Genomic DNA, 25,643 nt, shown 5'->3' with positions numbered 1-25,643 from the left:
TCACAATGCACATTTCACAAGTCACAATTACGGCTAAAATTCTTGCAATATTTTTAGAATTATGATGAAGAATCATTTTTGCAATATACATATTCGTTTTCTAATTATAATAATTTAATCTTAAAAGTTTAATAAAGCTATTAAACTTTACACTTTTAAATTCGCATCTAATAATAAATCATAATATTTTTTCAGATTCAAAGGCTTTCCATGGAATATTAACCTTGCCGCCTAAATTTATAATCTCATCAATATGAGTTATCATTGGAAAATCACTAAGTTTAACTACTCCTCTTTCTGCTAGACAACGCACGTATTTTGCAGCACGGGTAGCAATAACTACTGATTCTAATGTAACTCCTTTTAATTGTTCCATAGCTTCCTCAAATGAAAATCCTTGGCCTAATAATGTTCCTATTCTACGAGTACGTCCACCGAAGACAGTTACATATAAGTCACCGCCAAAATATATAATGTTTTCTTCTCCTCCTCCGACTATTTCGAGAATACGTTTGGCTTCCTTTATGCTTTGTCCAAAAAGTGCAGCCTGAGAATTATAATGCTCTTTTCCAGACCCATCAGCTCCAATGGCTAATCCAATAGCTAGTGATACTCCCAAAGCATAAGCGTTCTTTAGAGCTACTGCACATTCAACACCTACAATATCTGTAGATAAGCTAATATGGTAGTATGATGTTTCAAATAAACTCTTAAACTTTCTAAGTAAATTTATGTCATCTCCGCAAAATACAACTTCTGAATTATCTTTATCGGCAAGTTCATAACTAGTACATGGGCCGCCAACAGCGCTAATAGAGAGCTTTTTATTAGAAGGAAGTTTACTTAAAAAGTAGTGAGGATAATTTATCATTTTGCCATCCTCTTCAGTAATCATTCCCTTTGTTATTGAAAGAATAGGAATCTCTTGAGGTATAATAGGTAATATATTGTCTGCAAACCAGTCAACACCAAAGCTGCTGACACCGCAAATAATGAGCTCAGCTCCATCTATTGCTTCATTTACATCTTCAATTTGATAGTATTCAATTCCTGTTTCAGGTAATTGACGTTTTAATGTCGAATGAAAACCTGTAGCCTTTGCCTTATTTATGATTTCTCTATCTAAAGGTGTACCCACAAGTCTTATCTTATTATTATTTTCTGTTGCTGGGAAAGTTAGTGCAGATGCCATTTGACCTGCTCCAATAATTGTTATAATGCTCATAACATTGCCTCCTAATTTTGAATATTAACTTCTTTTAATTTCTCAAAACTCATAAAATTTAATTATTTTCCATGAATTCTTAATACCTTTTTTTAACATACAGCTAATAAATAAATTCTTCTAAACATATAATGATCAGTTAAAATTCTTATAATAATCTAGGTCTTAAACAAAGCTTTCATAAAACTGCTTCAACTCTTCACCAATATATTTAATTGATGAGAATACATAATCTGCATTTATGTCAGATTCTTTATACATGGCTTCTGATGTCTCGCCACTAAATACAAGAATACTAGTTATTCCTGCATTAACTCCAGTCTTAATGTCAGTGTAAAGTCTGTCTCCTACAATTGCCACTTGCTCTTTTTTAAGGCCATACTTTTCAATAACAGCCTCAACTATATATCCATATGGCTTACCTATTACCACAGGAGAAATACCTGTAGATGCCTCAAACATTCTTATCATAGAACCAGTATCCGGCATATAGTTGCTATTTTCAATTGGACAATTGAAATCTGGGTGAGTGGCTATAAATGGCACTCCATCTCTTAGATAATCACAAGCTGTCCATATTTTTTCATAAGTTAGTGTAGTATCAAACCCGAGAACTACATAATCCGGCTTGTCATTTTTATCTTTAACTAATATAAAGCCTGCCTTTTCAAATTCTTTCATGAGCGGCTCTGTACCCATGAGATATATTTTGTTACCTAAACAGTTTTTCTTCATATACCATATGGTTGCTTCACCAGATGTGTAAACTTGTTCTTCATCAACATAACAGCCAAGTGCTGAAAGCTTCTGCTTATACGTTGACTTGTTTTTCGAAGAGTTATTTGTTAAGAATATAAATTTCTTTTGTTGACTTTTTAAAATGTCTAGAAAGTCTAGAGCTCCATCAATAATTGTATTTCCAAGATAGAAAGTCCCGTCCATATCTAATAAAAAACATTTAATATCTTTTAACTCATTCATTTTTACCTCCACATTAAAACACATAATTGTCCTATATGTTATTGGATTTATATAATTTATCAGCAATTAAATTAGCAATTTCATCTGTTAGTCCAAGATCATCAATTAAATGCACAACACCATATCTTGTTCTTATATCCTTTGCTGCAATAAAAGTCTTAATAAATAAATTCTTATCTATTCCAAGCTCTTCAGGATGCCATACACATCCAGCGTCCTGTAGTATTTTCTTTACGTTCTCAGAACTTGGCACTATAGTATGTCCAATATCAAGAATTTCCTTCCAGTTTGCTGATATCTTTTCAGCATTTTCTTGTCTCTTATCAGGATCCAATTCAATTGCATCCTTTTTATAGTTAATTACATTACCTGCCACTTTACCAAATACGCTTTCAATATTTTGTCTCCATTTATTCATATCGTAGTATCTGAAGCTTTTCTTAGCCATGACACTTTCTATGTCTATATCCTTTAATTCTTCAAATAATATAGACATTACAACCGTACCTACTCCAACAAAGTTTCCATGTACCCATTTTTCTTCACTATTTCTTGTATGAAACATTATTTCCCAGCCATGAGCAATATGATGCTCAGAACCTGATGCAGGTCTTGAAGAACCTGACATTCCTATAGTTATTCCAGATAATACTAGTGCATCTGTTATATTTTTTACTACTTCATGATTCCTTTCTGGAATCCTTGGTGCAGCAGCAACGCACTTATCTACTGTAGATTGAACCATACCTGCAATAGTCTTACAATAATATTCTCCTGTTAAGAGGTTTGCAATTGACCAGTCTGCAAGAGCAGTATATTTACCTAATACGTCCCCAAGCCCTGAACAAAGTAAATACATTGGAGCATTCTTCATAATGTCAATATCTGCGTATATTCCATAAGCATAGGCTGCTTTATGAGATTCTTTGAATCCATCTGTGATTAATGGCGATACCACAGATGCATAACCATCCATGGATGGGGCAGTACATACTATAGCATAAGGCACATTTGCTCTGTAAGCTACATACCTACATATGTCATTTATAACGCCTGAACCTACGCCAAGTATAAGTTCTGTATCATCTTCTATTTCTATTAAAACTCTTCCAAGAGCATATACATCAGGCAATAAGTGTTCCTGTGGAAACACATATTTCTTTAATAAAAAATCACTATTTAATGTTTCTTCAACTCTTTTTCCAGCTACAGCATATGTGTTGACATCCTGTACAATTAATATTTTCTTATTTTTAAATGCTTTAAGAAACTCTGGAAGTTGTTCTATTATCTGGCTTCCTATTTTTACAGAATTAATTTCTACACTATGCCTTTTTCCACATTCACACTTAAAATCCATTCCAATAAGTTCTTCTACTTTTAAATTTATTACTTCCACTATAACCATCATCCTTTCCTTGTAAATAGCCAATGGTGTTAAAGAGTACAGATAAGCACTCTTTAACAAATTAGGTTATTTAATCTTATAGACTTCCTGTGAATAATTGGAATATCTTAATTACTATCCAGTTTAAGAAATTACCACCAATATCTAAGCTTGAAATAGTTGATGTTCCTGCTGGCATTGTAAATTGAGCCATTTGAGCCATTTGAGTATGGAATCCAGCAATATTTGTTGCCATTAGTAATCCTAATGCCATAACAATTGTACCTGATATAACTGAATGAACTATATTGCCTTTTGCTGCACCAACTATAAATGCAACATAAAAACATATTGTAGCTAAATCTCCAAAAGGTAAAACTTGATTTCCTGGTAGTATTACTGCTAAGAATAATGTAATAGGAACTAATACAAGTGCTGTTGCAATAACTGCTGGATGTCCAACCGCTACTGCTGCATCTAAACCAATTGTAAGATTTCTATCTTTCCCAAAATCTTTCTTTTGCAAGAATTCTCTTACTGATTCTGAAACAGGAATTAAACCTTCCATAAGTATTCTAACCATTCTAGGCATTAAGAACATAACACCTGCCATTGAAATACCTATTTGTAAAATTTTATCTACACCATAGCCTGCAAGAATTCCAAGTACGATACCAAGAACAAGTCCCATCATCATAGGTTCTCCAAAAACGCCAAATCTTTTTTGAATTGTTTCTGGGTCTGCTTTTAAATTTTTTATACCTGGAATTCTTTTCACTATACTAACAATAGGAATTCCTATAAGACCACAAGCCGCAGTTGAACCGGTTGGTAATGATACGCCCTCAAGTCCAAAGAATTCTTGAACCATTGGAGCTGTCCTATCTGCAATCTTGATAACAGCAACTTCATATAAAATACCAGCTAAAATAGCAAGTAACCAGTTACCATTAGTTAATACGTATACACTAGCACCAGCTGCGGTGAAGTGCCAATAATTCCATATATCAATATCAACTACATTTGTTGTCTTTGTAGCTAGCATTATTAAATTTACTAGCATAGCTATTGGAATCATTATTGCGGCTATAGGAGATGCCCAGCTTATTGCAGCAGCTGCTGGCCAGCCTACATCTATTATACTTAACTGTAATCCATATCTAGTAACCATTTGCTGTGCTGCGCCACCAAGGTTTGTTGTAAGCAATCCAACAACCAAATTTATACCAACAAAGCCGATACCAATTGTAATACCTGATCTAAATGCTTTTTTAAATCCTTGTCCAAATATAATTCCAATAATAGTAATAGTTAATGGCAGCATAACAGTTGGTCCTAAGTTCAAAATGTATTGCACTACATTTAATAACATTTTCTTTCCCCCTATATTATCAAATTTTATTCACTTTTATAAATTCCCAATTAAGCTTTTCATATTATAAATTTACATATACGATTTAGTTCTTGAAGAACAAAATCGCAGGCGACTGTGGAGCCGGAGATTTTTTTACGCATCTGCATATAAGAACATTTTATGCAGGCAAATATATTTTCTTTTTTATTCTCTTTTAAAAGTCAACCTTCTGAATTAGCCTTTCTTATAAGTTATACCCTCAAGGAGTACCTCGTCCACAGATTGTCCATGGATATAATTTACTAGAGAATAAAAAATACTATTAATTAACATGTGTTGTTCTGAGCTTCAAATACATAATTTTATGTGTTATAATAAGTAGTAGTCTAATTAACTTTTTTTATATAGGTCCACCTTTAAAGTGGCCTATCTTTTTTTATTTCAAAGCATCTATAATTCCTTGGTCAACTTTTCCTGGATTAATGTTAGTTAGATAGTTCATAGCATTAATTACTGGAAATTTATAATTTCGTGATGAAATTGTAGTTGTTACTAAAAGATCTGCTTGATCTTCATAACCAGCCACCTCTGAAATCTTACATTGTATAATTCTCGCATTAATGCCATTTGTTTTAATCAAGTCTTCCACCTTTTTACATACAACTGTTGAAGTTGCTATTCCTGTACCACAAGCTACTAATATTAATTTTTGTTTGTCCATTTTTTTACCTCCCTAAAATATAATTCTATAATTTAAATAATTGCTCATTACTTATTCGCAATTACAATTAAAACTTGAAACGATATCATACACCTCGTCGCTATCTTTTGCTTGGAGCATATTTTCGAGAATGCTTTCATTTTGGATTAAAAACATTAATTGCTGTAACATTACTATCTGACTGTGAGGTTCATTTAAAGCCATAGTAAATACTATATTAACATCCACACTTCCATTTCCATCCATACTATTAAATTTCACGGGATTTTTTAGTGTTGCTATTGCTATTGCTGGCTTTTTAACATGTATAACATCTGTATGAGGTATTGCAACATTATATTTTCCAAGTAATAAACCTGTAGGAAATTTACTTTCTCTATTTACTAACCCATTAAAAAAGGAATCTTCTACAAATCCTGCTTCTAATAATATTGGAGACATCTTCTTAAAGACATCCTCTGCTGATTTAGCTTCAAGATTATTTACTACTAAATCTCTTCTTAAAAATTCTTTAATACTTCTAGTCATTTAACTTCCTCCTTTTTTGTAAGTATTCTATACGTTTTCATCCATGATTACATCTTCATAATATTTACAAAGCAATTATCATGCCAAAACTATGTTGAAAAGGTAATAATATATATTTTAAAACCACTTTTAATTTAGCTTCACGGTTATTTACTGCAAATCTCCTCTTAAAAGCTTCTCAATACTTCAAGTCATTTAACTTCCTCCTTTTTTTTGCATAAAATTTCTTTAATATTTCTAGTAGTTATACTTCTTCTTTGCTTAATGTAATTTTTATACTTTTTTATCTTTTATTACATCTTCACAATATTTACAAAGCAATCGCCGTGCCAAAACTATGCTGAAAAGGTAATATATATTTTAAAAAATAAAGTTACAAGATAAAATTTTTACTTTTTACCTTGTAACTCCAAGTAGTTGTTAGATTTTTAATAATATTTCTGAAATCTCTTTCGGAGAATTTGATTTTCTTAATTTATTAGCTACTTCTGTCTTCGATAATGAATCAAACAATTGTCTAACTATTTTCCCATCATTTTCTTTAAGTGCTAACATAATTACAACTTCTACCATACAATTATAGTCCCACGAAATAGGATTATTAAGTTTGAAAATAGCTATAGATGATTTTTCAACGAATTCTGATAGGCCATGAGGTATTCCAAATACCCCTTCAAACAAAGTTCCTCCAAGCATTTCTCTCTTATATACACTCATTGTAAAATTCTCATTAACTTTTCCTTTTGATATAAGAAGATTACACATCTCATCTATTAAATCACTTTTTGTAAAAATATTAGTATTAACTTTAATTAATTCCTCATCAATAACATTTATTAAAGGATTAAACTGTTTCTTATTTATTCCGAGAAATTCTTTCAATCTTAACTTACCTGATTCTTTTAAAATATCCTGGAAAGATATAAATGGAATGCTTTCTATTTCTGGATCGATAGTTCCGACTATTGCAGCTATATCATGATCTCTACTAATTTTAATTATTTCATCTTGAGCATTATTTTTATTTATAATTCCAACTGATATAATTCTTAAATTCTCATTTGTATTCCCTAGTACTACATCTTCAAGATATTTCTTTATTTTTAATGCAGTTCCTTCACCTGTTATACATATTGTAATTATAGTTTTAGTATATTTATTTGCTCCTTTAACTTTTCCAACGTAGGTTTTATCTCCATCAAGAGCTTTAGAAATCTCGTATAAATTACTATTTTCCATTAATGATCTTCTAACTGCTTCCAGTACCATTACAGTATCTACCCTGCCTATAACTCGAGTTGGAATCCCTGTTTCTTTTGTTATTATTTCCCCAAATGTAACCAAGGATCCCATATCAACCAGTATCAAGCACCCCTTACCTTCATTAACTTTTTTAACCACTCCTATAGCTCTTTCGAGCAAAACTTGAGGATTTTCATCTAGTGACATTTCAATTCCAACTGCAAGGTTTGTACCTAATAGTTTGTTGGCTACATCAACCATTCCACAAGCAACATGACCATGGCTTAATACAATAACAGCCACTCTGCTTACATTTTTATCTACCTCAGAAAACGTTTTTAAATACATGGCAATAAAGCCTATTTCATCTTCTGGAAGTTGAATATCTAATCCTTTATTTATCTCTTTAGTTAATATTTTTGCAATTCTGTATTCATTATAATATTCCTTTTTTATATAATCGGATTCAGGATTCCTTATTATCCTGCCTTGTTTTAGTCGTTCGTAAGTTGAATTCAAATGCATTGCTACACAATAATAAAAATTTTCTTGGATATTTTCTATATATTCTTTTGCAATATTGGTTACCTTTTCAACCACATTTAATATTTTTTCATCTATTATATTTTTAAGTTCTTCCTTTGGAAAAAACATATTTGATTCTATATTTTTAGCAAATTTACTTAAATTGAATTCCACCTTACTCCACAATATTTTATTAATTTCATCTTTACTTAGACCCTGCTTTTCAAGTTTATAATACTTTTCCTCTATATTGCTATATATTCCATCCGGTAACATATATCTATCATCTTTAGATTTCTGAGTTACAACATCATTAGGATTAACAACCAAATCTTCATTAAAAATATCTTCTGAAACTAGTTCTCTATCCTCAACGCTTAATATTTCTAGAGGTACATGCTTAGGTAAATCTTTTATGTCAATAACAACTTCATTTGAATTATTACTTAATGAATTACAAAAGCCTCTTGCACATGCAACTTGTATATCACTTCGTAGCTGGCCTATGTTTCCTGGACAATTGTATAATAATAAAGATCTGATGACCTCATAACGTACTGTAATTTCTTTTCCGACTCTCGCTGATTCCTGTGAAAAAAAGCTTTTAATCAACACATATTTTTCATTAATGGGCCTGTTGTTAATAGACGGTAGTTCAATTATCATTGGAATTCTTCTTCTAAATGTTAATAACAAAGATGATTTTGGATCTTCTGTTGTTGCTGCAATTATCATTACATTTGCTGTCCTGCTATTTTCAGTTTCACCAAGCCTTCTGTACTTTCCCTTATCTAACAGATAAAACAATATTTCTTGCCCTTCGCTTGGCAATCTATGCACTTCATCTAAGAATAGTATCCCATTATTTGCTTTCTCCACTAAACCAACTTTATCTGTATTGGCACCTGTGAAGGCACCTTTACTGTAACCAAACAATTGAGAAAGAAGTAATTGTGGATTATCTACATAATCAGCACAGTTAAATAGTACAAAAGGTGCATTCTTATCAAAATGTGAGGAATTAATTGCAAAATTATACATAGCTTCTGCAAAAAAGCTTTTTCCAACACCAGATGCTCCAAGTAAAAGAGTATGGAGACCATGAGGTGGATATAATACTGCTGCTTCTGCTTGACTAATTGAATTTTTTAGCGAGCCATGATATCCTATAATATTTCTTAAATAATAATTATTTGCTTTATCACCTTTATTGGTGTTGTCCATATTTGAGCTATTATTAATTTCGATCACATCCTGATCAGCTGCTGATTTAATTTCCACTGAATGTTTCTGTTGATTCTTATTTAAATTTGCTTCCTCCGCTACATTCTGTGGAAAAACTTCTGAAATTATATTTTTCTTGATCTGTGCTACTGAATATCTGGAAATATCATATCCAAGAATAGATAGCCTTTTGCATAACTGCCTATCTGAAATATCTTTATCCTCAATAATTAATTTTTTTATATCGCTATATAGGATTGCTTCTTTTCTTTGGCGAGAATTACTTATATTTTTTTCTGTCCTAAATTGAGTTATATATTCTCTAGTTGTATTTACTAATTTAGCAATATCACTGTCGGTTAATGGTTTTCTTTTGTCCTCATTTTCAATTAACTCCAGTATTTTATTTTCCAGCAAAATTCTCCCCCCAGTATTGGTTTAATTATATATATGTTACAAAAATAATTCTTCATCATAATTCAAAAATATTGGAAGAATTTTAGCCGTAATTGTGAATTGTACATTGTAAATTGCAACATATATATTATTTAAAAATCCATGAATAATCGTTAGTAACAATTATATTATAAATCATTTTACTATTTTTGCCATATGTTTAGATTTATTTATTTTGCCATAATGCATTGAATTTACCAAAATGCTCTGACTTAAATATAGTATTGTTTAAAAAACTCGGCTTTTTGCATAGTTACTTATAATTTTAAACTACGTTAGTACCATGTATTTCAACTGCACCTGTATATTCTAAAAGAAAATCTCTATTCTCCTTATTAACACCTTTTCCTGGCATTATGGAAATTCTACCGTCAGCATATTTAACCAATTCTTTTAAACATTCTTTTCCTGCCATAGCATTTTCGCATCCGCCCTTAGTAAGTATTCTATCTATTCCTAATTTAATTATTTCATCTACAGCTATCTTTTTATCCTCAACTTCGTCAAATGCCATATGAAAAGTTATTGTCATAGGCTTTGCCAAATTAACTAACTCCTCTATTATTTCTTTATCTACCTTAGAATCTTTTACAGCACCAATTACCACACCGTGAACTCCAAGTTCTTTGCACATCTTCACATCATATTTCATTATTTCTAGTTCTTCTTTTGTGTAAGTAAAATCTCCACCACGCGGTCTTATAATAACCATGACTGGTATATCTAGATCCTCAACAATTTTTCTTATTGTTCCGTAACTTGGAGTGGTTCCACCCTCCATTAAATTATCACAAAGTTCTATTCTATTTGCTCCTTTTTTAACAGCTAAAATTGCCTCATTATAATTCCCTACACATGATTCAAATATTATCATAACTTACCTCCTATTTTCTGCTTCTAGTTTCTTATAAACTTATAAATTGAATTTCTCTATACAACGTATAATTAATAAGCTGATTATCTTGTATATATTTTAACATTTGTCAGCGAATCAGATACATTTATATATAAATTCCTTTTAAAAAATTTTTATAATGAACTTTGATACAATTTATGAAAACATTTAAATTGGCCTTACCAATTCTTGTTATGTGTGCTATAATTTTAGTATAAATATAATTATTTTTATTTAGGGAGGTTATATTATGGCTTCAATTGAGATTCCATACTCAACAAAATCTTTAAAAATAAACATTAATGATAAAAATCTAAAGGGTATTTTAGTTTCCAAGGCAAATACTTATAGAGCTAATATTTCACAAAATGATATAGTAAATAAAGCTCTTGATAATTGCATTGGTAGTAAATCTTTAGAGGAATTAGTAATTGGTAAAAATAACATGGTTATTATAACTAGTGACCATACTCGTCCTGTTCCAAGTAAAATTACTATGCCAATTTTACTGCAAAGAATAAGAAAAGTTAATCCTAACATAAACATAAAGATTCTTATAGCTACAGGTTTTCATAGACCAACAACTAAAGAAGAAATGATAAACAAATTTGGACAAACCATAGTTGATAATGAGGAGATTATAAACCATGTTTCAACAGATGAAAGTAGTTTAATAAATGTAGGAACACTACCTTCTGGTGGTGAGTTATTCCTAAACAAATTAGCTATGGAAACTGAATTACTAATAGCAGAAGGTTTTATAGAACCACATTTTTTTGCTGGATTTTCGGGAGGAAGAAAAAGTGTATTACCTGGAATAGCTTCAGCAAAAACCATAATGGCAAATCACTGTTCCGAATTTATTAACAGCAATCATGCAAGGACTGGAATTATAAAAGATAATCCAATACACAAAGATATGATTTATGCTGCTGAAAAAGCAAATCTTGCATTCATATTAAATGTAGTTATAGATGAAGATAAAAACATTATAAATGCTTTTGCTGGTGACAGTAAACTTGCTCACGAAGAAGGTTGCAAATTTGTTATGGATCTTTCGAGCGTAAAAAGCATACAAGCTGATATTGCAATTTCAAGCAATGGTGGATATCCACTAGATCAAAATATATACCAAGCTGTAAAGGGTATGACAGCTGCAGAAGCTACATGTAGAAAAGATGGAGTAATTATTATGATAGCCGCTTGTAACGATGGACATGGTGGTGAATCTTTTTACGAAACTATAGCAAATTCAAAATCTCCTGAAGAACTTCTTGAAAAAATATTAAAAGTTCCTAGAAATGAAACAATTCCTGATCAATGGGAGATTCAAATTTTAACACGAATTCTATGTAATTACACTGTAATCGTTGTTACAGATATGTGTGATCCAAATATGATTAAGAGCATGCATATGAAACATGCTTATACTTTTGACGAAGCATTAAACATTGCATATGACATAAAAGGTAAAGATGCTGATGTTGTAGTTATTCCAAATGGTGTAGGTGTGGTTGTCAAATAATAATCAATAACTTATAACAATATTAAAAAGCTGGTATTTTTTGAGCAAAAGTACCAGCTTTTAAAATATTACTTTAATGTAAATATCATTTTAAAAAGTTTTACTATTTATGATTTGTTAATGTTACCTATATATGTATCATACGGAAATGGTATTATGATTTCTCCCTCAACAACTTTATAATCTGTATTTTCTGTCGGGCTTAAATTTTTAATTAAATTCATTCCAACATTATATAAAACTTCAGCTTCAATCCTTGGATCTTGAATAACAGTTCCAGTCATGATTCCTTTATCAATTAAATCTTTTGCTTCTTGTAAGCCATCAATTCCCACAATTGCTACATTTTTTGACTTATTATCTTTATTATATCCATATTTTTGTAATGCCTCAATAGCTCCTATTGCCATAGCATCATTGTTTGAAATTATTGCTTCAATTCTTCCATTATATTTAAGGAACAAATTATCAATGGAACTTTTAGCTAAATCTTTAAACCAATTGGCACTTACTCTAGCAAGTTCTTGTGTCTTTATTCCAGAATCATTTAGTGTTGATATTACATATTTACTTCTATCAATGGTCTGCGGATCATCAGATGGACCTTGCAACAAAACATACTGCAATATATTATCACCATTTTTATCTAAACTGCTTTTATTCCTATTCCAAAGATCAGCAAGAATTTTACCTTGAGCAATGCCAGCTTTCTTTGAATCAGGAGTCACAAAAACAACTTTCTCATATAATTTAGAAGCTCTTGATGCCACTTCAGGTATAATATTCATTAGGATTAAAGGCTTATTTTTTTGCTTAATCTTGTTAATAGCATCTTCTACAACGCTTTCTCTTTTGTCTGGTAAATATAGTATAAACAAATCATATTTTATTTGTAAAGCAGCATCCAATATTTCATCTTGTATTGCTATATTATTTTTCGGATTTAAAAAAGTAAATTTTACTTTATCTTGATTCTCATTTTCTATATTTTTTAAGTTTTCAATAACTTTTGTTGTAAATGGATCATCAGTTACGAAAAATATTACTGCTATATTAGACACTCTACTAGTACTAGAGTCCAAACTTGCTATTGTTTTAACTTGAGTTATAGATATCAATGAAAAAATAGTTAAAGTAAACAATATCGTCGCAATTCTTTTATTTAATATTTTCATTATAATGCCTCCCATTAGATATAAATACTCAAAATTATATATCTACTCTTGATTAGGTTGCATATAAATATAAAATTTATTCCAAATTAATCATTTAGAAATAAAAGAATTCTACACAGAAATAATTCTTCATCATAATTCTAAAAATATTGTAAGAATTTAGCCGTAATTGTGAACTGTGAAATGTGCATTGTAAATTTAAACATATATATAGCCATATCTTATAATGAATCATACTAATAAAAAATTCATTACAAAATATAGCCAAAAACTTTTAGATAATATTATTTATACATATAATCCCTAGTCCAATGTAAATTATTATTTACTCCTTTTCCAAATAAAAATTGGTGTATATGAATATTTCCACTGTTAAAGGATGCTGCACAGGCATTTAAATATAATCTCCACATTCTTATAAATGTTTCATCCTTCGTTTTTCTTATTTCAGGCAAAGCATTTTCAAAATTACTTGCCCAATGTTCTAGCGTTTTTTCATAATGCAATCTAAGATTTTCTACATCAATTACATTGAAATGTTTATCTGACATGGAGCAGATCAATTCTGAAACAGATGGAACATATCCACCTGGGAAAATATATTTATCTATCCAAGTATTATTTCCACCTTCAGTTACTGATGTTATGCAATGAAGTAAAGATAATCCCTTATCATTTAATAAGCCATCTATAGTCGTAAAATATTCAGTAATATGATCTTTTCCTACATGTTCCAGCATACCTACACTAACTATCTTATCGAACTTTTTATCTTTTAACCCTCTATAATCAACAAGCTGGACATCAACAAGATTCTTCAAATTCTCATTATCTATTTTTTCTTTAACTTTTGCAAATTGCTCAGAACTTAAAGTTATTCCAGTAGCTTTCACATTATATTCTTTAGCTGCAGAAATAATTAATTCACCCCATCCACATCCTATATCAAGTAAAGTCTCGCCTTCTTTTAAATCCAGTTTATTAAGGATATGTGCCACCTTATTTTTTTGCGCCTGTGTTAATGAATCATTAGGGGTCTTGAAATATGCGCAGGAATATGTCATTGTATCGTCTAACCATAATTTATAAAAATCATTACCTATATCATAGTGAAATTCAATGTTCTCTTTACTATGTTTGATATTGTTTGAAGCTTTTCTTAACAATTTCGCATACATGTTACTATTATTTAAAAAGCTATCCTGATTATTATATATAGATTCTATAGCTTTTTGAATACTTCCTTCTATTTCTATTTTCTTAGTCATGTACCCCTCTCCAAAGGCTAATGATGGATTTTTAATAATATCGGCTTTAGAAATTGGTTCATTAAAAATGATTTTAAAAACTGGTTCTCCTTCTGAATATTTTTCAGTAGTTCCATCCCAAAATTTTATTTCTACAGGATCACTAAACAAATTCTTAAATAATGTTTTATAAAATATTTTATCAATATCCATATTATTCCTCCTGAAAACAAAAAATAAAACAACTAGTAATGCTATATTCAATTTATGATTAAGCATAGTCTAGAAGATCATTAATTCCAATTATATATATGAGTTTCTTCATTTAGATTTACTTATATGGTATGCATTAATATTATTTTTAGTACCAATTATCTAAGTTCAAGCGAAACAACTAGTGTATCCTTTGTAATTTAGGCTTAAGAAACTAGATTTTAAAAGAGATCCTTCGTTTCAATAAATATATTTTTATATCTTTCTTTATTTATTGAATCTTTCTTAAATTCAATTGCTGTCTGTGGACATAAGTGAATACACGCTAAACATTGCTCACATCGGTGTTTCCATGAAGGTTTTGTTTCTATAATTTCTATATTTTCAGCAGGACATACCTTAGAACAAATGCCACAGCCTATACATTTCTCGCTAACCCAGAAACTTTTGTCAATATTATTTGGGCTAAAATCTTCATACATCTTTTCTTCTTTATCTCTGTTTTTTATGATAGGAATATTATTTTCATAGTTATTATTAATCATTCTTGCAATATGACTTGTTATCTTTGATTGATTATTCATTCGATTAATGAAATCTTCTTTCGGATGAGGATAATACATAAACCACATATTTCCGGGCATTTCAACACTAAAATTTGCAGAAAGCGATTTTCCTTTACTTCTTAACATAATATCAATTTGCTCAAAGGTTAGTGCTGCATAGCTCCCAAAATTAGCTACTGCAAAAAAGTATTTACCTGAATTAACATCTAAGTTTTTTATAAAGTTTGCAACCATTTTAGGAAGCCCTCTATAGTAAACAGGAAAAACAAATCCTATTCTTTCAGAAGTCACTTCATTTATATTCATATTACGTTTGCATATACGTATCAATCGACAATTGGTGATATTTTCACCTAAATCTTTAGCTATCTTCAGCGAATTTCCTGTACCAGTAAAATAATAAATAGTTGTCTCCATTTAAAAATCTCCTTAATAAATATTCCATAACTTGAAATTTACAACTCAAATATACATCATATACAAATAAGAAGCTATCCGTTTTTAGTATGCGGATAGCTCTTATTTCTATATCATATTTCAGTAAAACACATCTAATTTTTATGATTTCATAATTTCATTTTCCTTTTTAATAAATCTATGCTCAAATTCTAATGCTTCCATTGGTTTTCCTATTAGGTAACCTTGAATATAATCACAGTTAAGTTCATTTAAAATTCTAAATTGTTCCTGTGTTTCAATTCCTTCTGCAATAATCTTGAGACTCAGGCTGTGTCCTAAATTTATTATTGATCTAACAATCATTACACTTTTATAGTCTTTTTCTAAATTAGCTATAAGTGACTTATCAATTTTTATCATATCAATAGGTAGTCTATTGACATAGCTAAGAGATGAATAGCCTGTACCAAAATCATCTAAAGATACTCTAACGCCTATTTTTCTTAATTTTTCTAGTATCTCTATAATTGTACCGGAATCCTCCATAGCCTCATCTTCAGTTATCTCCATATTTAAGCACCTTGCTGGAAGCGAGTAATGATTCAATATATTTTGAACCATTGATACGAACTCAGATTGCTTTAATTGTGAATAAGAAACATTAACTGAAATACTAAAATCACTGCCTCCCAGCTCATGCCACATTTCACATTGCTTGCAGGCATTTTCTAGCACCCAATTATCAATTGGTATTATTTCACCTACACTTTTTGCAATTGGAATAAACTCTGCAGGAGGAATAATTTTATCACCTTGCTTCCATCTGATAAGAGCTTCTGAATATAAAACTTTCATTGACCTCAAACTTATAATTGGTTGATAGTAAATTATAAATTCATTATTTTTCATGGCTTTATTTAATTTCTCTTTGATATCGATTTTATCAAGAAATTCATCATTTATTTTTGATGAATATAAGGCATAATCATAACCACCTTTTTTCTTAACTTCATACATGGCTACATCTGCTTTTCTAATCAAAGTATCTGCATCCTTACCATGTTCAGGAAATATACTTATGCCAATACTGGCTCCAACACTTAAAGCTTCCTCATTATAAATAAAAGGGGTTTTTAATGCTTTTTGAATCCTATCAGAAATTTCTTGGACATAAGTGATAGATTTTATATTAGTTGGTATAATTACAAATTCATCTCCACCAATTCTACTTATTATATCATTATTACTTATTATACCTTGTAATGTATGTGCGACATTTTTGAGAACTTTATCACCAACTTGATGTCCGTAATTATCATTTATACTTTTAAATCCATCTAAATCTATGAAAAGTATTGCGAAACTATTATTTTTAATTTCTAAAAGCATATTAAGATTTTCCAGCATCATTTTTCTATTAGGAAGTTCTGTAAGAGGATCATAATAGACAAAATGTCTAATTTTCTTCTCGGCTCTTATTCTGTCGTGAATTTCATTTTTAAGAACCATATTGGCTTCTTCTAATTTTAAAGTATAGCTTTTTTCTATTTCAGATATTTTCTTTCTTTCTGAAATATCATGCAACAATATTAATATACCCAATATATCATTATATTCATCATATATAGTTGTACCTGACAATTCGCATGTAATATTATCTCCATATTTATGGTCCAGGTTAACCTCTATATTTTTTTTATAAGCATTTTTGATTATGCTATTTAAGTCAAAATCAACATTATCTAGTAATTCACTAAATAGTTTTCCTTCTAATTCTTCAATTTTATAATTAGTTACATTTAACGCTGCCATGTTACAATTTTGAATAACGAATTCCTCATTTAAAATAAAAATCGGTTCATTTACAGTGTTAAAGATATATTCTGATATATACCTCGGGGGCGTTGCCATCATTCTGTGTCTGTTTATTGCATAGTAAATACCACCCAAAGCTATAGTTCCTGTTAATACTGCTGACGGAAAAATAGTTACCCCTAGTAAAGGAAAAACAAAATCTGTAATTATGCCTATAATGATACTTAATGTACAAGTTATTAAAATAACTTTAGTTTGTTTTTTCACTCTATTCTTTTTAGAATATTTTCCTCTTAAATACAATACTATAACACCTGCAATATCTACTACTATCGCCCATATTATATATAGAATTTGGGGGAACAACTCTGGAGCCACATCAATCCAGCCATAATACTCCTTAGTCATTGCTGAATATGGTTCTACTATAATATTTCCAATAAATAATATAGTAGTTGGAACATATGCTAGAAATTTTATTATTGAAATATATTCAAAATCATCCGTATTATTTAGTAAATATGCAAAGTATAGCCAAAGTCCATTAAAAAAACAATACCCTAGAACCGAAGAATTTCTCCAAAAAAATGCTGTATTGATATTATCAGATGTTAACATCATTGCATATCCACCTGACCAAAGGCCGAAGCAGATACATATATATAAAAATATCTGGTTTGTTTTTGATTTTTTATCCATTCTATAACCGTATATTCCTAAAAATAAATAAAAAATACAACATAAAAATAATAATATAAATAACGCAGTCTTAATAATACCACCTCCAGTATAAAATGGAACAAAATCGCAGGCGATTTTGAAGCTGAAGATTTTTTACGCTTTAAAACATTTGTTTCATAAACAAACTATTATGATTGGTTTTTATTCTTAATAAATTCCTACTACATACCTTTAAGCACGTTTTTATCGTAACAAAAATTGTATTTAACTGTAAAATAATAACAACTAAAGATATAAAGTAATTATATCATATTTTTTTAATATAAGCTTTTAATTGACTGATTTTAAATATTTTAATATATTTAATAATCTACAAGCTTTTAAATACTCTGAACTACATTCTATAATATTCTTAGCTTAAAATTAATTTAACATATATATGCTGCAAAAATAATTCTTCATCATAATTCCAAAAATATTGCAAGAATTTTAGCCGTAATTGTTAATTGTGATATGTGCATTGTTAATTGCAACATATATATTAATGCATTCTTTCTATACATGCACGGTTTTGACGAAAAAATAAAAAAGGTAGATTAAGTATTTCTACCTAATCTACCTTTATGAGTGTTTGGTTAGCAGCTTTAGATATTTTCTCTATGCAAAATATCTATCTAATAATCCTTTAAATGCTTTACCATGTCTAGCTTCATCACGAACCTATGGCTATTTAAAATGGTTTACGGCTGCATTTTAGTAATACACTGTGTTTTACACATCTATATTACTCTATTTCCTCATGTGGCTCTTGTACCTATACAAAGCACAGGGCGGTACATTTTATACTGTCGAATATATCAAGTCACAGAGTGTTATCGTATTAAACATATGCGAATACAAAGCTTGGCCGTTCAGAGGTAAAATGTGAACGACCAAGTTATGTGTAAGTAATTTAATTTTCTATCTATCTAAATCAAATGTTGTACGCACTGTTAAATGCTTATAATCTACCGCACGTTGTTAATACTAGTTTTAGGTTACATATTAAAAGTAAATTCCTGTGGCTTTGCTCCAAACTTGTAGAGGGTTGCTGATGCTTGTTTTAGGCAAAATGGCTTAAAGTTAGGATTGTCTGGAGTGCCATATTGCTGTTTAGAAGTTTTAGCGATGTTAAATATCTCGGTTTTAATATCCATGTCATCTGTAAAAACAACTGCACCTCTAAGACGCAGCCACGCCATTTGTGGGCTTCTTGTGCAAAACTCGATATATTGATTAGCAAGTAATTCTTGATAAACTTCTTTATCAGCTGATGTAACAAACCATAAGTTTCCATCTTTTTCGAGGTAAAAGCCAAATGGCCTAACCTTTGGTTTCCCATCACGCCCAATAGTTGCAAATTCCCCTATGGGATTGCATTTAATAAAATCTAATGCCTCATTCATTTTCTAAATCTCCTTTTCATTATGTTATATTTGTAGTATAACATAAAACGTTGACATCTATATGTCAACAATTTATAATAATCACAAACTATTTTAATGGAGATGAAGAAAATGAAGACAAACCGTTTGCTCTCAATAACAATGCTGCTGTTAGAGCATAAAACAATGACCGCATCTAAACTGGCTGATATTTTTGAGGTGTCTACTAGAACGATTCATCGAGATGTTGACTCACTCTGTGAAGCAGGTATTCCTGTTTTCACTACGCCGGGACCAACTGGTGGTATAAGTATTATGGAAAATTATAGGCTAGATAAGCGGTTATTTACAGCCTCTGATTTATCAGCTTTGATTATTGCACTGGGAGGTGCAAATTCAGCCTTTTTCTGTTCGTCAATGAAAAATACGTTGACAAAAATAAAAGGGTTAATTCCAAAAGAACAGCTTTCGGAGATAGAAGCGCAGACGAAACAGATAACGATTGATTTGTCCTCACGGAAACAGGATACCCATCAATATCGCTATTACGTCATGTTGAAGGAAGCAATCGAAACCAGACAGCTTATTCGATTAGATTATGCAAACATGGACGGCAATTTGACTACAAGAGAGGTAGAACCCTATCGACTGTTGTACAAGGAGAGTAGTTGGTATTTGCAGGGTTTTTGCCTGTTGAGAAATGAATTGCGTACCTTTCGGTTCTACCGCATGGAAAACTTAACAATCACAGGCAAGAAGTTTGAGCCGCGATATATCGACTTTTCCTCCTTTGATAAAGACATAATGAAAACAGTGCAGTTAGTTGAAGTGACTGTTCGTTTTCCTGAAACCTCTAAAAGAGAAATTGTAAGCTTGTGGGGAGATGGCATAATCGAAGCCTTTAAAGATGGCTATTATACTGGAAAATTTATGATTATGGACAATCTAAATGGTTACAAGTCCATATTGTCTTTGGGTGACAAATGTGAATGTATCAGTCCCTTACATATACGGCAGTATATTGCTGAAACATCGGCAAAGATGGCAATGCTTTATACTGAATGATAAGGTTCAAGAACTGTGCATAAATATTGCGTATGGAGGTTCGAAGTAAACAATTTAAACCTCCATGCATAATATTATGCATAACCGCTTTAGCAAATAAGGACACCTGAAGTGGTGTCCTTATATTGTATATATATCGCTGTACCCATTGCTATTGCTGGTTTTTAAGTCCTTTCCATAGGAATTTTCCCTTTAGTAACCTTTTTCCCCTTATTTTAAGAAAGTTTCCAACAAGTTTCCATTGAGATTTATCAAAACCTACAAAAATATTAACCTATATTGCATATACCTTCGTTCCTCAATCCGTGTGCTGCGTACATAGAGTTGGTACATAAAAAGCTCCCACAACCCTTTATTTGCAAAGGTTTGTAGGAGCTTTGTTATCCACCAAAGTATATATGGTCGGCTTATCCAAAATATCTATCTAATAATCCTTTAAACGCTTTTCCATGTCTAGCTTCATCTTTGCACATTTCATGAACTGTATCATGTATTGCATCTAAGTTTAATTTCTTAGCAAGTGTTGCTAAATCTTTTTTACCTTGACATGCACCATGTTCTGCATCAACTCTAGCTTGTAGGTTAGCTTTTGTATCTGCTACTACTACTTCACCAAGTAATTCAGCGAATTTAGAAGCATGTTCTGCTTCTTCGAATGCTATTCTCTTATAAGCTTCTGCAACTTCTGGATATCCTTCTCTATCAGCTTGTCTTGACATAGCTAAGTACATTCCAACTTCTGTACATTCTCCAATAAAGTTTGCTTGTAATCCATCGATTACTTCTTTATCAACGCCTTTAGCAACTCCGATTATATGTTCATCAGCAAAAGCTAAATCTCCACTTTGTTCTATGAACTTGTCTGATCCTACACCACACACTGGACATTTTTCTGGCGCTACTTCTCCTTCATGAATATAACCACACACTGTACAAACAAATTTTTTCATAAATTCTCTCCTCACTAATATTTTAATAAATTTTTATTAGGTTTATTACCTTATTATATATATTTCAACATCTATATCCTTTTTTCCTTCTATTCTTTCTAACTTTCATAACCTTTATTTCTACATTTTTTATGCATAATGTACATATACTTTTTATCTCTTTCCGCTATAAAGAATTGGACTCGATCCAAAAGAATATCCTTTATCATTTTATTTTTTTCTTAAGAACATTCTGCATATACTACATCTTTAGCTCCAATTAAACATTTCTATATAATACACTCTCATACTCTTTATTTTTATCAAATTCCTTTTTTGCAAAAACGCATACTGGTATTACCTTCTTATTTTCTTCTATCGCAAAATCTACAACTTTCCTTATTAAAAGTTTGCCTGCCCCTTTGCCCTTCAACTTTTCCCCCACAAAAGTATGCTCAATTTTTATTACATCCTCACTAATATCACTCAATATTACTTCTGCTAAAGCATTTTCTTCCGTTTCTCCAATATAGAATTTATTTAATCCCTTTTTAATATCATCCATAATATACAACACCTCTCTTTCCATGATTTTATTCATTTTACAAAAACTCATTATTAATACCTTATATATCCACAACAATATTATATCATAGTCAAATAACACTTTAATGTTGAATTTTTAGATTTTTTTAATTTACTATTTACTCTCCGTAAAATAAAAAATAAGGGTCTATCTTTAATAAACCCTTATTACTAATACTCTATTTAAAATAGTATTAATATATTTATCTAAAAGCAAAAGTATACAAAATTGCATCCATCATTTATTGGTATACCTAAAATTTGCTAAAATAGTTGAATTACATTTCCATTCTTTCCACAACACTTCTTATATTTCTTTCCACTTTGACATGGGCATGGATCATTTCTTCCAATCTCTTTTTTGCTTTCAATTGTTTTGTTATTTCCTTCTTTTTCATTTATAGTTGCGCCTCTATATTTCCATAATGGTATATTCTTAATAAATTTATTAACAATATTAAATACTCTGGCTTCATCTTCCTTGTCAATTTTTACATCTATTCCATTTATTATGTCTTCAAATATTTCTTCAGAACTTCTGTATTGTATGTCCAAGGCCAACATATTCATGGTTCCAGCAGTATCATCTTTATCAACTAAAAACATTTCCGAAAATTCTTTTGAAAATTTCCTGCCAATATTGCTTTTTTCCAAATAATCTTCATTAGACATAGATATTAGATTCTCTTTGCTATTCATAGAATAATCCAAATCATTATCTATATCATTTAATACTTCTTCATAATCTTCTATTTCTACATTTACAAATATAATTTTTCCATCATCGTCAATTACACCATAATATTCATTATTATAATAAAAAGATCCTTCTTCTAATATAGATAACAACATCGAATCCTCTATATTCTCATATCTTTTCATTAGAATTTTAACATCCTCAAAATAAAGAACACCATATAGCTTAATCATACCTCTAAAGATATTCGTGATTTCGCTATTTTTCTTCATTAACTTTCTAAACTCCAACGTATCACTTTGTTTAACAATGTTTTGCATTATTTCAGGCATCAATAAAATTGGCTTTCTATCTTTTAAGCATGGAAAAATCATCCCTTCATTCATAAAGAAAGCATGTTTATCTGCATAATTCTCTGCTTCATTATCAGAAACAGAAATTATTCCACTATTTTTAATGTATTTTAATAAGATTTTATACATATCATCATTAAATACATTTATTTTATTTCTAATAGAATTCTCGTATTCGCTAATATATCTTTCAATTACCTCATTTTTATTCAAATTAGATGATAATTTCAAACCGATATTCTCTGCTAAACTACAAATTTCTTTTTTAGGATATGGCGTAATCAATTCTTCTAAATCAAATGAATATGTTTCCTTAAAAAACGTATGTATAAAACTATTTGTAAATTTATTATAATTTTTTAATAAGCCATTCTCTATTGATTGTTCAGAATAGTCAAAAGCCGCAAAAGCATCATTGTTATGTATTGGTTTTTTATTATTAAGCTTGTATTTCTTGTTATTACCAGGCAAATATTCAGCTTCTGCATCTTTAGTTCCTACATATCCACAAACACCATCTCTAGGAGAGTTATTATTAGACTTATCTTCTTCTGGATTATTTCTAGCAATAATTTCTACTTGACTAAATTCACTTGGAACTTTTATCACATCTACAACTTCTAAAGTCAAATAAGTAGTCGAACCAAAATCATATTCATATTCGAACTTTTTATTAATATTTAATACATCTTTTAAATGAAAATTCATCTCGTATTGCTCATCACTATTATCATGATATACTTCTTTATCAATATAAAATGCACTTAAATGTCCACAACACTCCACCCATATATCCCTTATAAATTTATCTAAATGCTGCAGTTGCAAATTTGCATCTATTGAAACATAAATACAATATAAACCGGGATTATATTTATCTTTCATGGATATTATAAATTGATCTCTTACCCCTTTGGTATATTTCATTTTTTCTTCAATAATTTTTTTCATTTCTGAACAACTCTTCGTATGTCTTTTAATTGTTCTTTCAGTTAATTCTTTATTACAATAATAACATCTACCTTGCACGACTAAATCTCCTCTTAAATAATATAATCACTATATAAAATTCTAACATGCACAATTATATACTAAGATTATGTTTGTCTGCAAATTTTTTATTCTTTAGGAAATTATATTGGAATGAAATCTGTGGGCATTGTGCCCCTTGGGATTATAAATTATGGAAAAGGCTGATTCAGAAGAACACGTTTTAAAAGAGAATAAAAATGAAAATATATTTCCTCGCCATATTTTCTCACATACGCTTAAAAAAGAATATGCATAAGAAATCCCCAACTCCAAAGCGTTTTTAGTTCTTTATAATTATTAACAATTGTTCGAATTTTTAGTAGCTATATCTTTAGCATACATATCACAGAGAGAATTTTCAAAATGATTAGAATGTGCCTTTACCCATTGAAATTCAATATATTTTTCACTGCAAGCCTTCTCAAAACTAAGCCATTTATCTATATTCTTAGCTGGTTCTCCATTAATAGTTTTAAAATCATTCAATTTCCAGATAGGTAACCATTCCGTAAGTCCTTTTCTAACATATTGGCTATCAGTTATTATTCTTATTTTTTCAACGTCTTTTAATAATTCAAGAGCTTTTATAGCTGCTTCAAGTTCAGCTTGGCTGCTTCCTATGTCTTTCACTTTTTCTGTATATAAATTATAATTTCCTGTTAAGTCTTCTATTATAAATGCAAATCCACCATGATTTTTCTTTTCAAAATAACTGGCATCTGTATAAATCTTATAAATTCTTTCTTCTGCACTATTTTCTTCTATTGCATAACTATCATAACTATTATTCCGTTTATCTAAAACCAAAATTTTACTTCTATCATTAAAAGCAGCTACATCCTTATCTTCTCTTATGACTACTTTTACTTTAAACCCTACATAGTAAGTATCTATACGTTTATTATGTAACATTTTTCTAAACTGATATTCCTGACCTTTAAAAAAATCACTTAAATTGTTATTATCTATAAAATTCAGTTCTTTCTTCAAAGGATTAAATTCTACAAAGGAGCTGTCTGTGCCATTACTGACTTTAATTTTATAGTTATTATTTTGTTCATCTATTATTTCTAGTGTAAAAAGCATCATTTTCATAAAAGTTACTCCTTAAGATAAATTTCTCATTATAAATTTATATTTTTAGACTTGTTGCAAAATCAAATTTAACTAGCAAAAAATCCACAGTGAACTGCTCTGTGTTATGATTTAATCGCTAAAGAAAAACATACACGGATGATAAACACTATGGATACCCAAATAATAACATAGAATTTCATAAAAATAAACATTTAAATTTTGAAGAACTATATAGATAACCCAACTAAGAAATATACTTATGCATAACATAGCTATTTTTACGCAAACTAGGCTTAGTTAATTTTTGTAAGGAGAAATCGCT

19 protein-coding genes are annotated in these 25,643 nt (G+C 29.9%); 2 read left to right on the top strand and 17 right to left on the bottom strand.

Annotated elements, in window-relative coordinates; translation table 11 throughout:
- Nucleotides 1–178: 178 nt before the first annotated feature.
- The 8 genes from T483_RS0112020 to T483_RS0111985 all read right to left on the bottom strand — a co-directional run bounded on the left by T483_RS0112020 (nt 179) and on the right by T483_RS0111985 (nt 10,517).
- Nucleotides 179–1,225, bottom strand: a complete 1,047-nt coding sequence (locus T483_RS0112020) for a glycerol-3-phosphate dehydrogenase (protein WP_026887075.1) — start codon at nt 1,223–1,225, stop codon at nt 179–181.
- A gap of 165 nt (nt 1,226–1,390) precedes the next feature.
- A complete protein-coding gene (locus T483_RS0112015) occupies nt 1,391–2,206 on the bottom strand; it encodes an HAD-IIA family hydrolase (RefSeq protein ID WP_026887074.1) in 816 nt (271 codons plus the stop codon).
- Between the two features lie 31 nt (nt 2,207–2,237).
- The gene (locus tag T483_RS0112010; protein ID WP_242841856.1) at nt 2,238–3,614 is read right to left on the bottom strand and encodes a sn-glycerol-1-phosphate dehydrogenase; all 1,377 of its coding nucleotides are present in this window, start codon (nt 3,612–3,614) and stop codon (nt 2,238–2,240) included.
- Nucleotides 3,615–3,690: 76 nt separating this feature from the next.
- Complete coding sequence (locus T483_RS0112005) at nt 3,691–4,965, bottom strand: PTS galactitol transporter subunit IIC (protein ID WP_026887072.1); 1,275 nt, start codon at nt 4,963–4,965, stop codon at nt 3,691–3,693.
- A 418-nt stretch (nt 4,966–5,383) separates the two neighbouring features.
- Complete coding sequence (locus T483_RS0112000) at nt 5,384–5,668, bottom strand: PTS sugar transporter subunit IIB (RefSeq protein ID WP_012058711.1); 285 nt, start codon at nt 5,666–5,668, stop codon at nt 5,384–5,386.
- A gap of 51 nt (nt 5,669–5,719) precedes the next feature.
- Nucleotides 5,720–6,196, bottom strand: a complete 477-nt coding sequence (locus tag T483_RS0111995) for a PTS sugar transporter subunit IIA (RefSeq protein WP_026887071.1) — start codon at nt 6,194–6,196, stop codon at nt 5,720–5,722.
- 420 nt (nt 6,197–6,616) lie between these two features.
- Nucleotides 6,617–9,604 carry a sigma 54-interacting transcriptional regulator gene (locus T483_RS0111990; protein WP_026887070.1) on the bottom strand — a complete coding sequence of 996 codons (2,988 nt, stop codon included), beginning with the start codon at nt 9,602–9,604 and terminating at the stop codon, nt 6,617–6,619.
- 304 nt (nt 9,605–9,908) lie between these two features.
- A complete protein-coding gene (locus T483_RS0111985) occupies nt 9,909–10,517 on the bottom strand; it encodes a copper homeostasis protein CutC (protein ID WP_026887069.1) in 609 nt (202 codons plus the stop codon).
- Nucleotides 10,518–10,788: 271 nt separating this feature from the next.
- Between T483_RS0111985 and larA the strand changes: the two genes are divergently transcribed.
- Entirely contained in the window at nt 10,789–12,063 is a 1,275-nt protein-coding gene (gene larA / locus T483_RS0111980) for a nickel-dependent lactate racemase (RefSeq protein WP_026887068.1), read from the top strand.
- 107 nt (nt 12,064–12,170) lie between these two features.
- Here the strand turns inward: larA and T483_RS0111975 are convergent, their stop codons facing one another.
- The 5 genes from T483_RS0111975 to T483_RS0111955 form a co-directional block, all read right to left on the bottom strand.
- Nucleotides 12,171–13,238 carry a galactose ABC transporter substrate-binding protein gene (locus tag T483_RS0111975; RefSeq protein WP_026887067.1) on the bottom strand — a complete coding sequence of 356 codons (1,068 nt, stop codon included), beginning with the start codon at nt 13,236–13,238 and terminating at the stop codon, nt 12,171–12,173.
- Nucleotides 13,239–13,522: 284 nt separating this feature from the next.
- Complete coding sequence (locus tag T483_RS0111970; RefSeq protein ID WP_026887066.1) at nt 13,523–14,698, bottom strand: SAM-dependent methyltransferase; 1,176 nt, start codon at nt 14,696–14,698, stop codon at nt 13,523–13,525.
- A gap of 221 nt (nt 14,699–14,919) precedes the next feature.
- Nucleotides 14,920–15,681 carry an EFR1 family ferrodoxin gene (locus T483_RS0111965; RefSeq protein WP_026887065.1) on the bottom strand — a complete coding sequence of 254 codons (762 nt, stop codon included), beginning with the start codon at nt 15,679–15,681 and terminating at the stop codon, nt 14,920–14,922.
- Nucleotides 15,682–15,822: 141 nt separating this feature from the next.
- Nucleotides 15,823–18,234 carry an EAL domain-containing protein gene (locus T483_RS0111960; RefSeq protein WP_035790127.1) on the bottom strand — a complete coding sequence of 804 codons (2,412 nt, stop codon included), beginning with the start codon at nt 18,232–18,234 and terminating at the stop codon, nt 15,823–15,825.
- Between the two features lie 962 nt (nt 18,235–19,196).
- Nucleotides 19,197–19,604, bottom strand: coding sequence for a pyridoxamine 5'-phosphate oxidase family protein (locus T483_RS0111955; RefSeq protein WP_026887063.1), 408 nt, complete (start codon nt 19,602–19,604; stop codon nt 19,197–19,199).
- 111 nt (nt 19,605–19,715) lie between these two features.
- On the opposite strand from T483_RS0111955, the gene T483_RS29060 reads away from it, so the two are divergent.
- The gene (locus T483_RS29060; protein ID WP_051560363.1) at nt 19,716–20,648 is read left to right on the top strand and encodes a helix-turn-helix transcriptional regulator; all 933 of its coding nucleotides are present in this window, start codon (nt 19,716–19,718) and stop codon (nt 20,646–20,648) included.
- 407 nt (nt 20,649–21,055) lie between these two features.
- Here T483_RS29060 and T483_RS0111945 read toward each other — a convergent pair whose 3' ends face one another.
- The 4 genes from T483_RS0111945 to T483_RS0111925 all read right to left on the bottom strand — a co-directional run bounded on the left by T483_RS0111945 (nt 21,056) and on the right by T483_RS0111925 (nt 25,339).
- Nucleotides 21,056–21,598 carry an NADH peroxidase gene (locus tag T483_RS0111945; protein WP_026887062.1) on the bottom strand — a complete coding sequence of 181 codons (543 nt, stop codon included), beginning with the start codon at nt 21,596–21,598 and terminating at the stop codon, nt 21,056–21,058.
- Between the two features lie 259 nt (nt 21,599–21,857).
- Entirely contained in the window at nt 21,858–22,142 is a 285-nt protein-coding gene (locus tag T483_RS0111940) for a GNAT family N-acetyltransferase (RefSeq protein ID WP_026887061.1), read from the bottom strand.
- Nucleotides 22,143–22,426: 284 nt separating this feature from the next.
- Nucleotides 22,427–24,241 carry an SEC-C metal-binding domain-containing protein gene (locus T483_RS0111935; protein WP_026887060.1) on the bottom strand — a complete coding sequence of 605 codons (1,815 nt, stop codon included), beginning with the start codon at nt 24,239–24,241 and terminating at the stop codon, nt 22,427–22,429.
- Between the two features lie 300 nt (nt 24,242–24,541).
- Nucleotides 24,542–25,339 (bottom strand): ribonuclease H family protein, encoded by a 798-nt coding sequence (locus tag T483_RS0111925; RefSeq protein ID WP_026887059.1) that lies wholly within the window; start codon nt 25,337–25,339, stop codon nt 24,542–24,544.
- Nucleotides 25,340–25,643 lie beyond the last annotated feature (304 nt).

Source organism: Clostridium beijerinckii HUN142 (assembly GCF_000621745.1).
In the GTDB taxonomy this organism is placed as follows: domain Bacteria; phylum Bacillota; class Clostridia; order Clostridiales; family Clostridiaceae; genus Clostridium; species Clostridium beijerinckii_A.
Note: the sequence above shows the minus strand (reverse complement) of the source record. Positions and strands in the feature narration are given on the sequence as shown.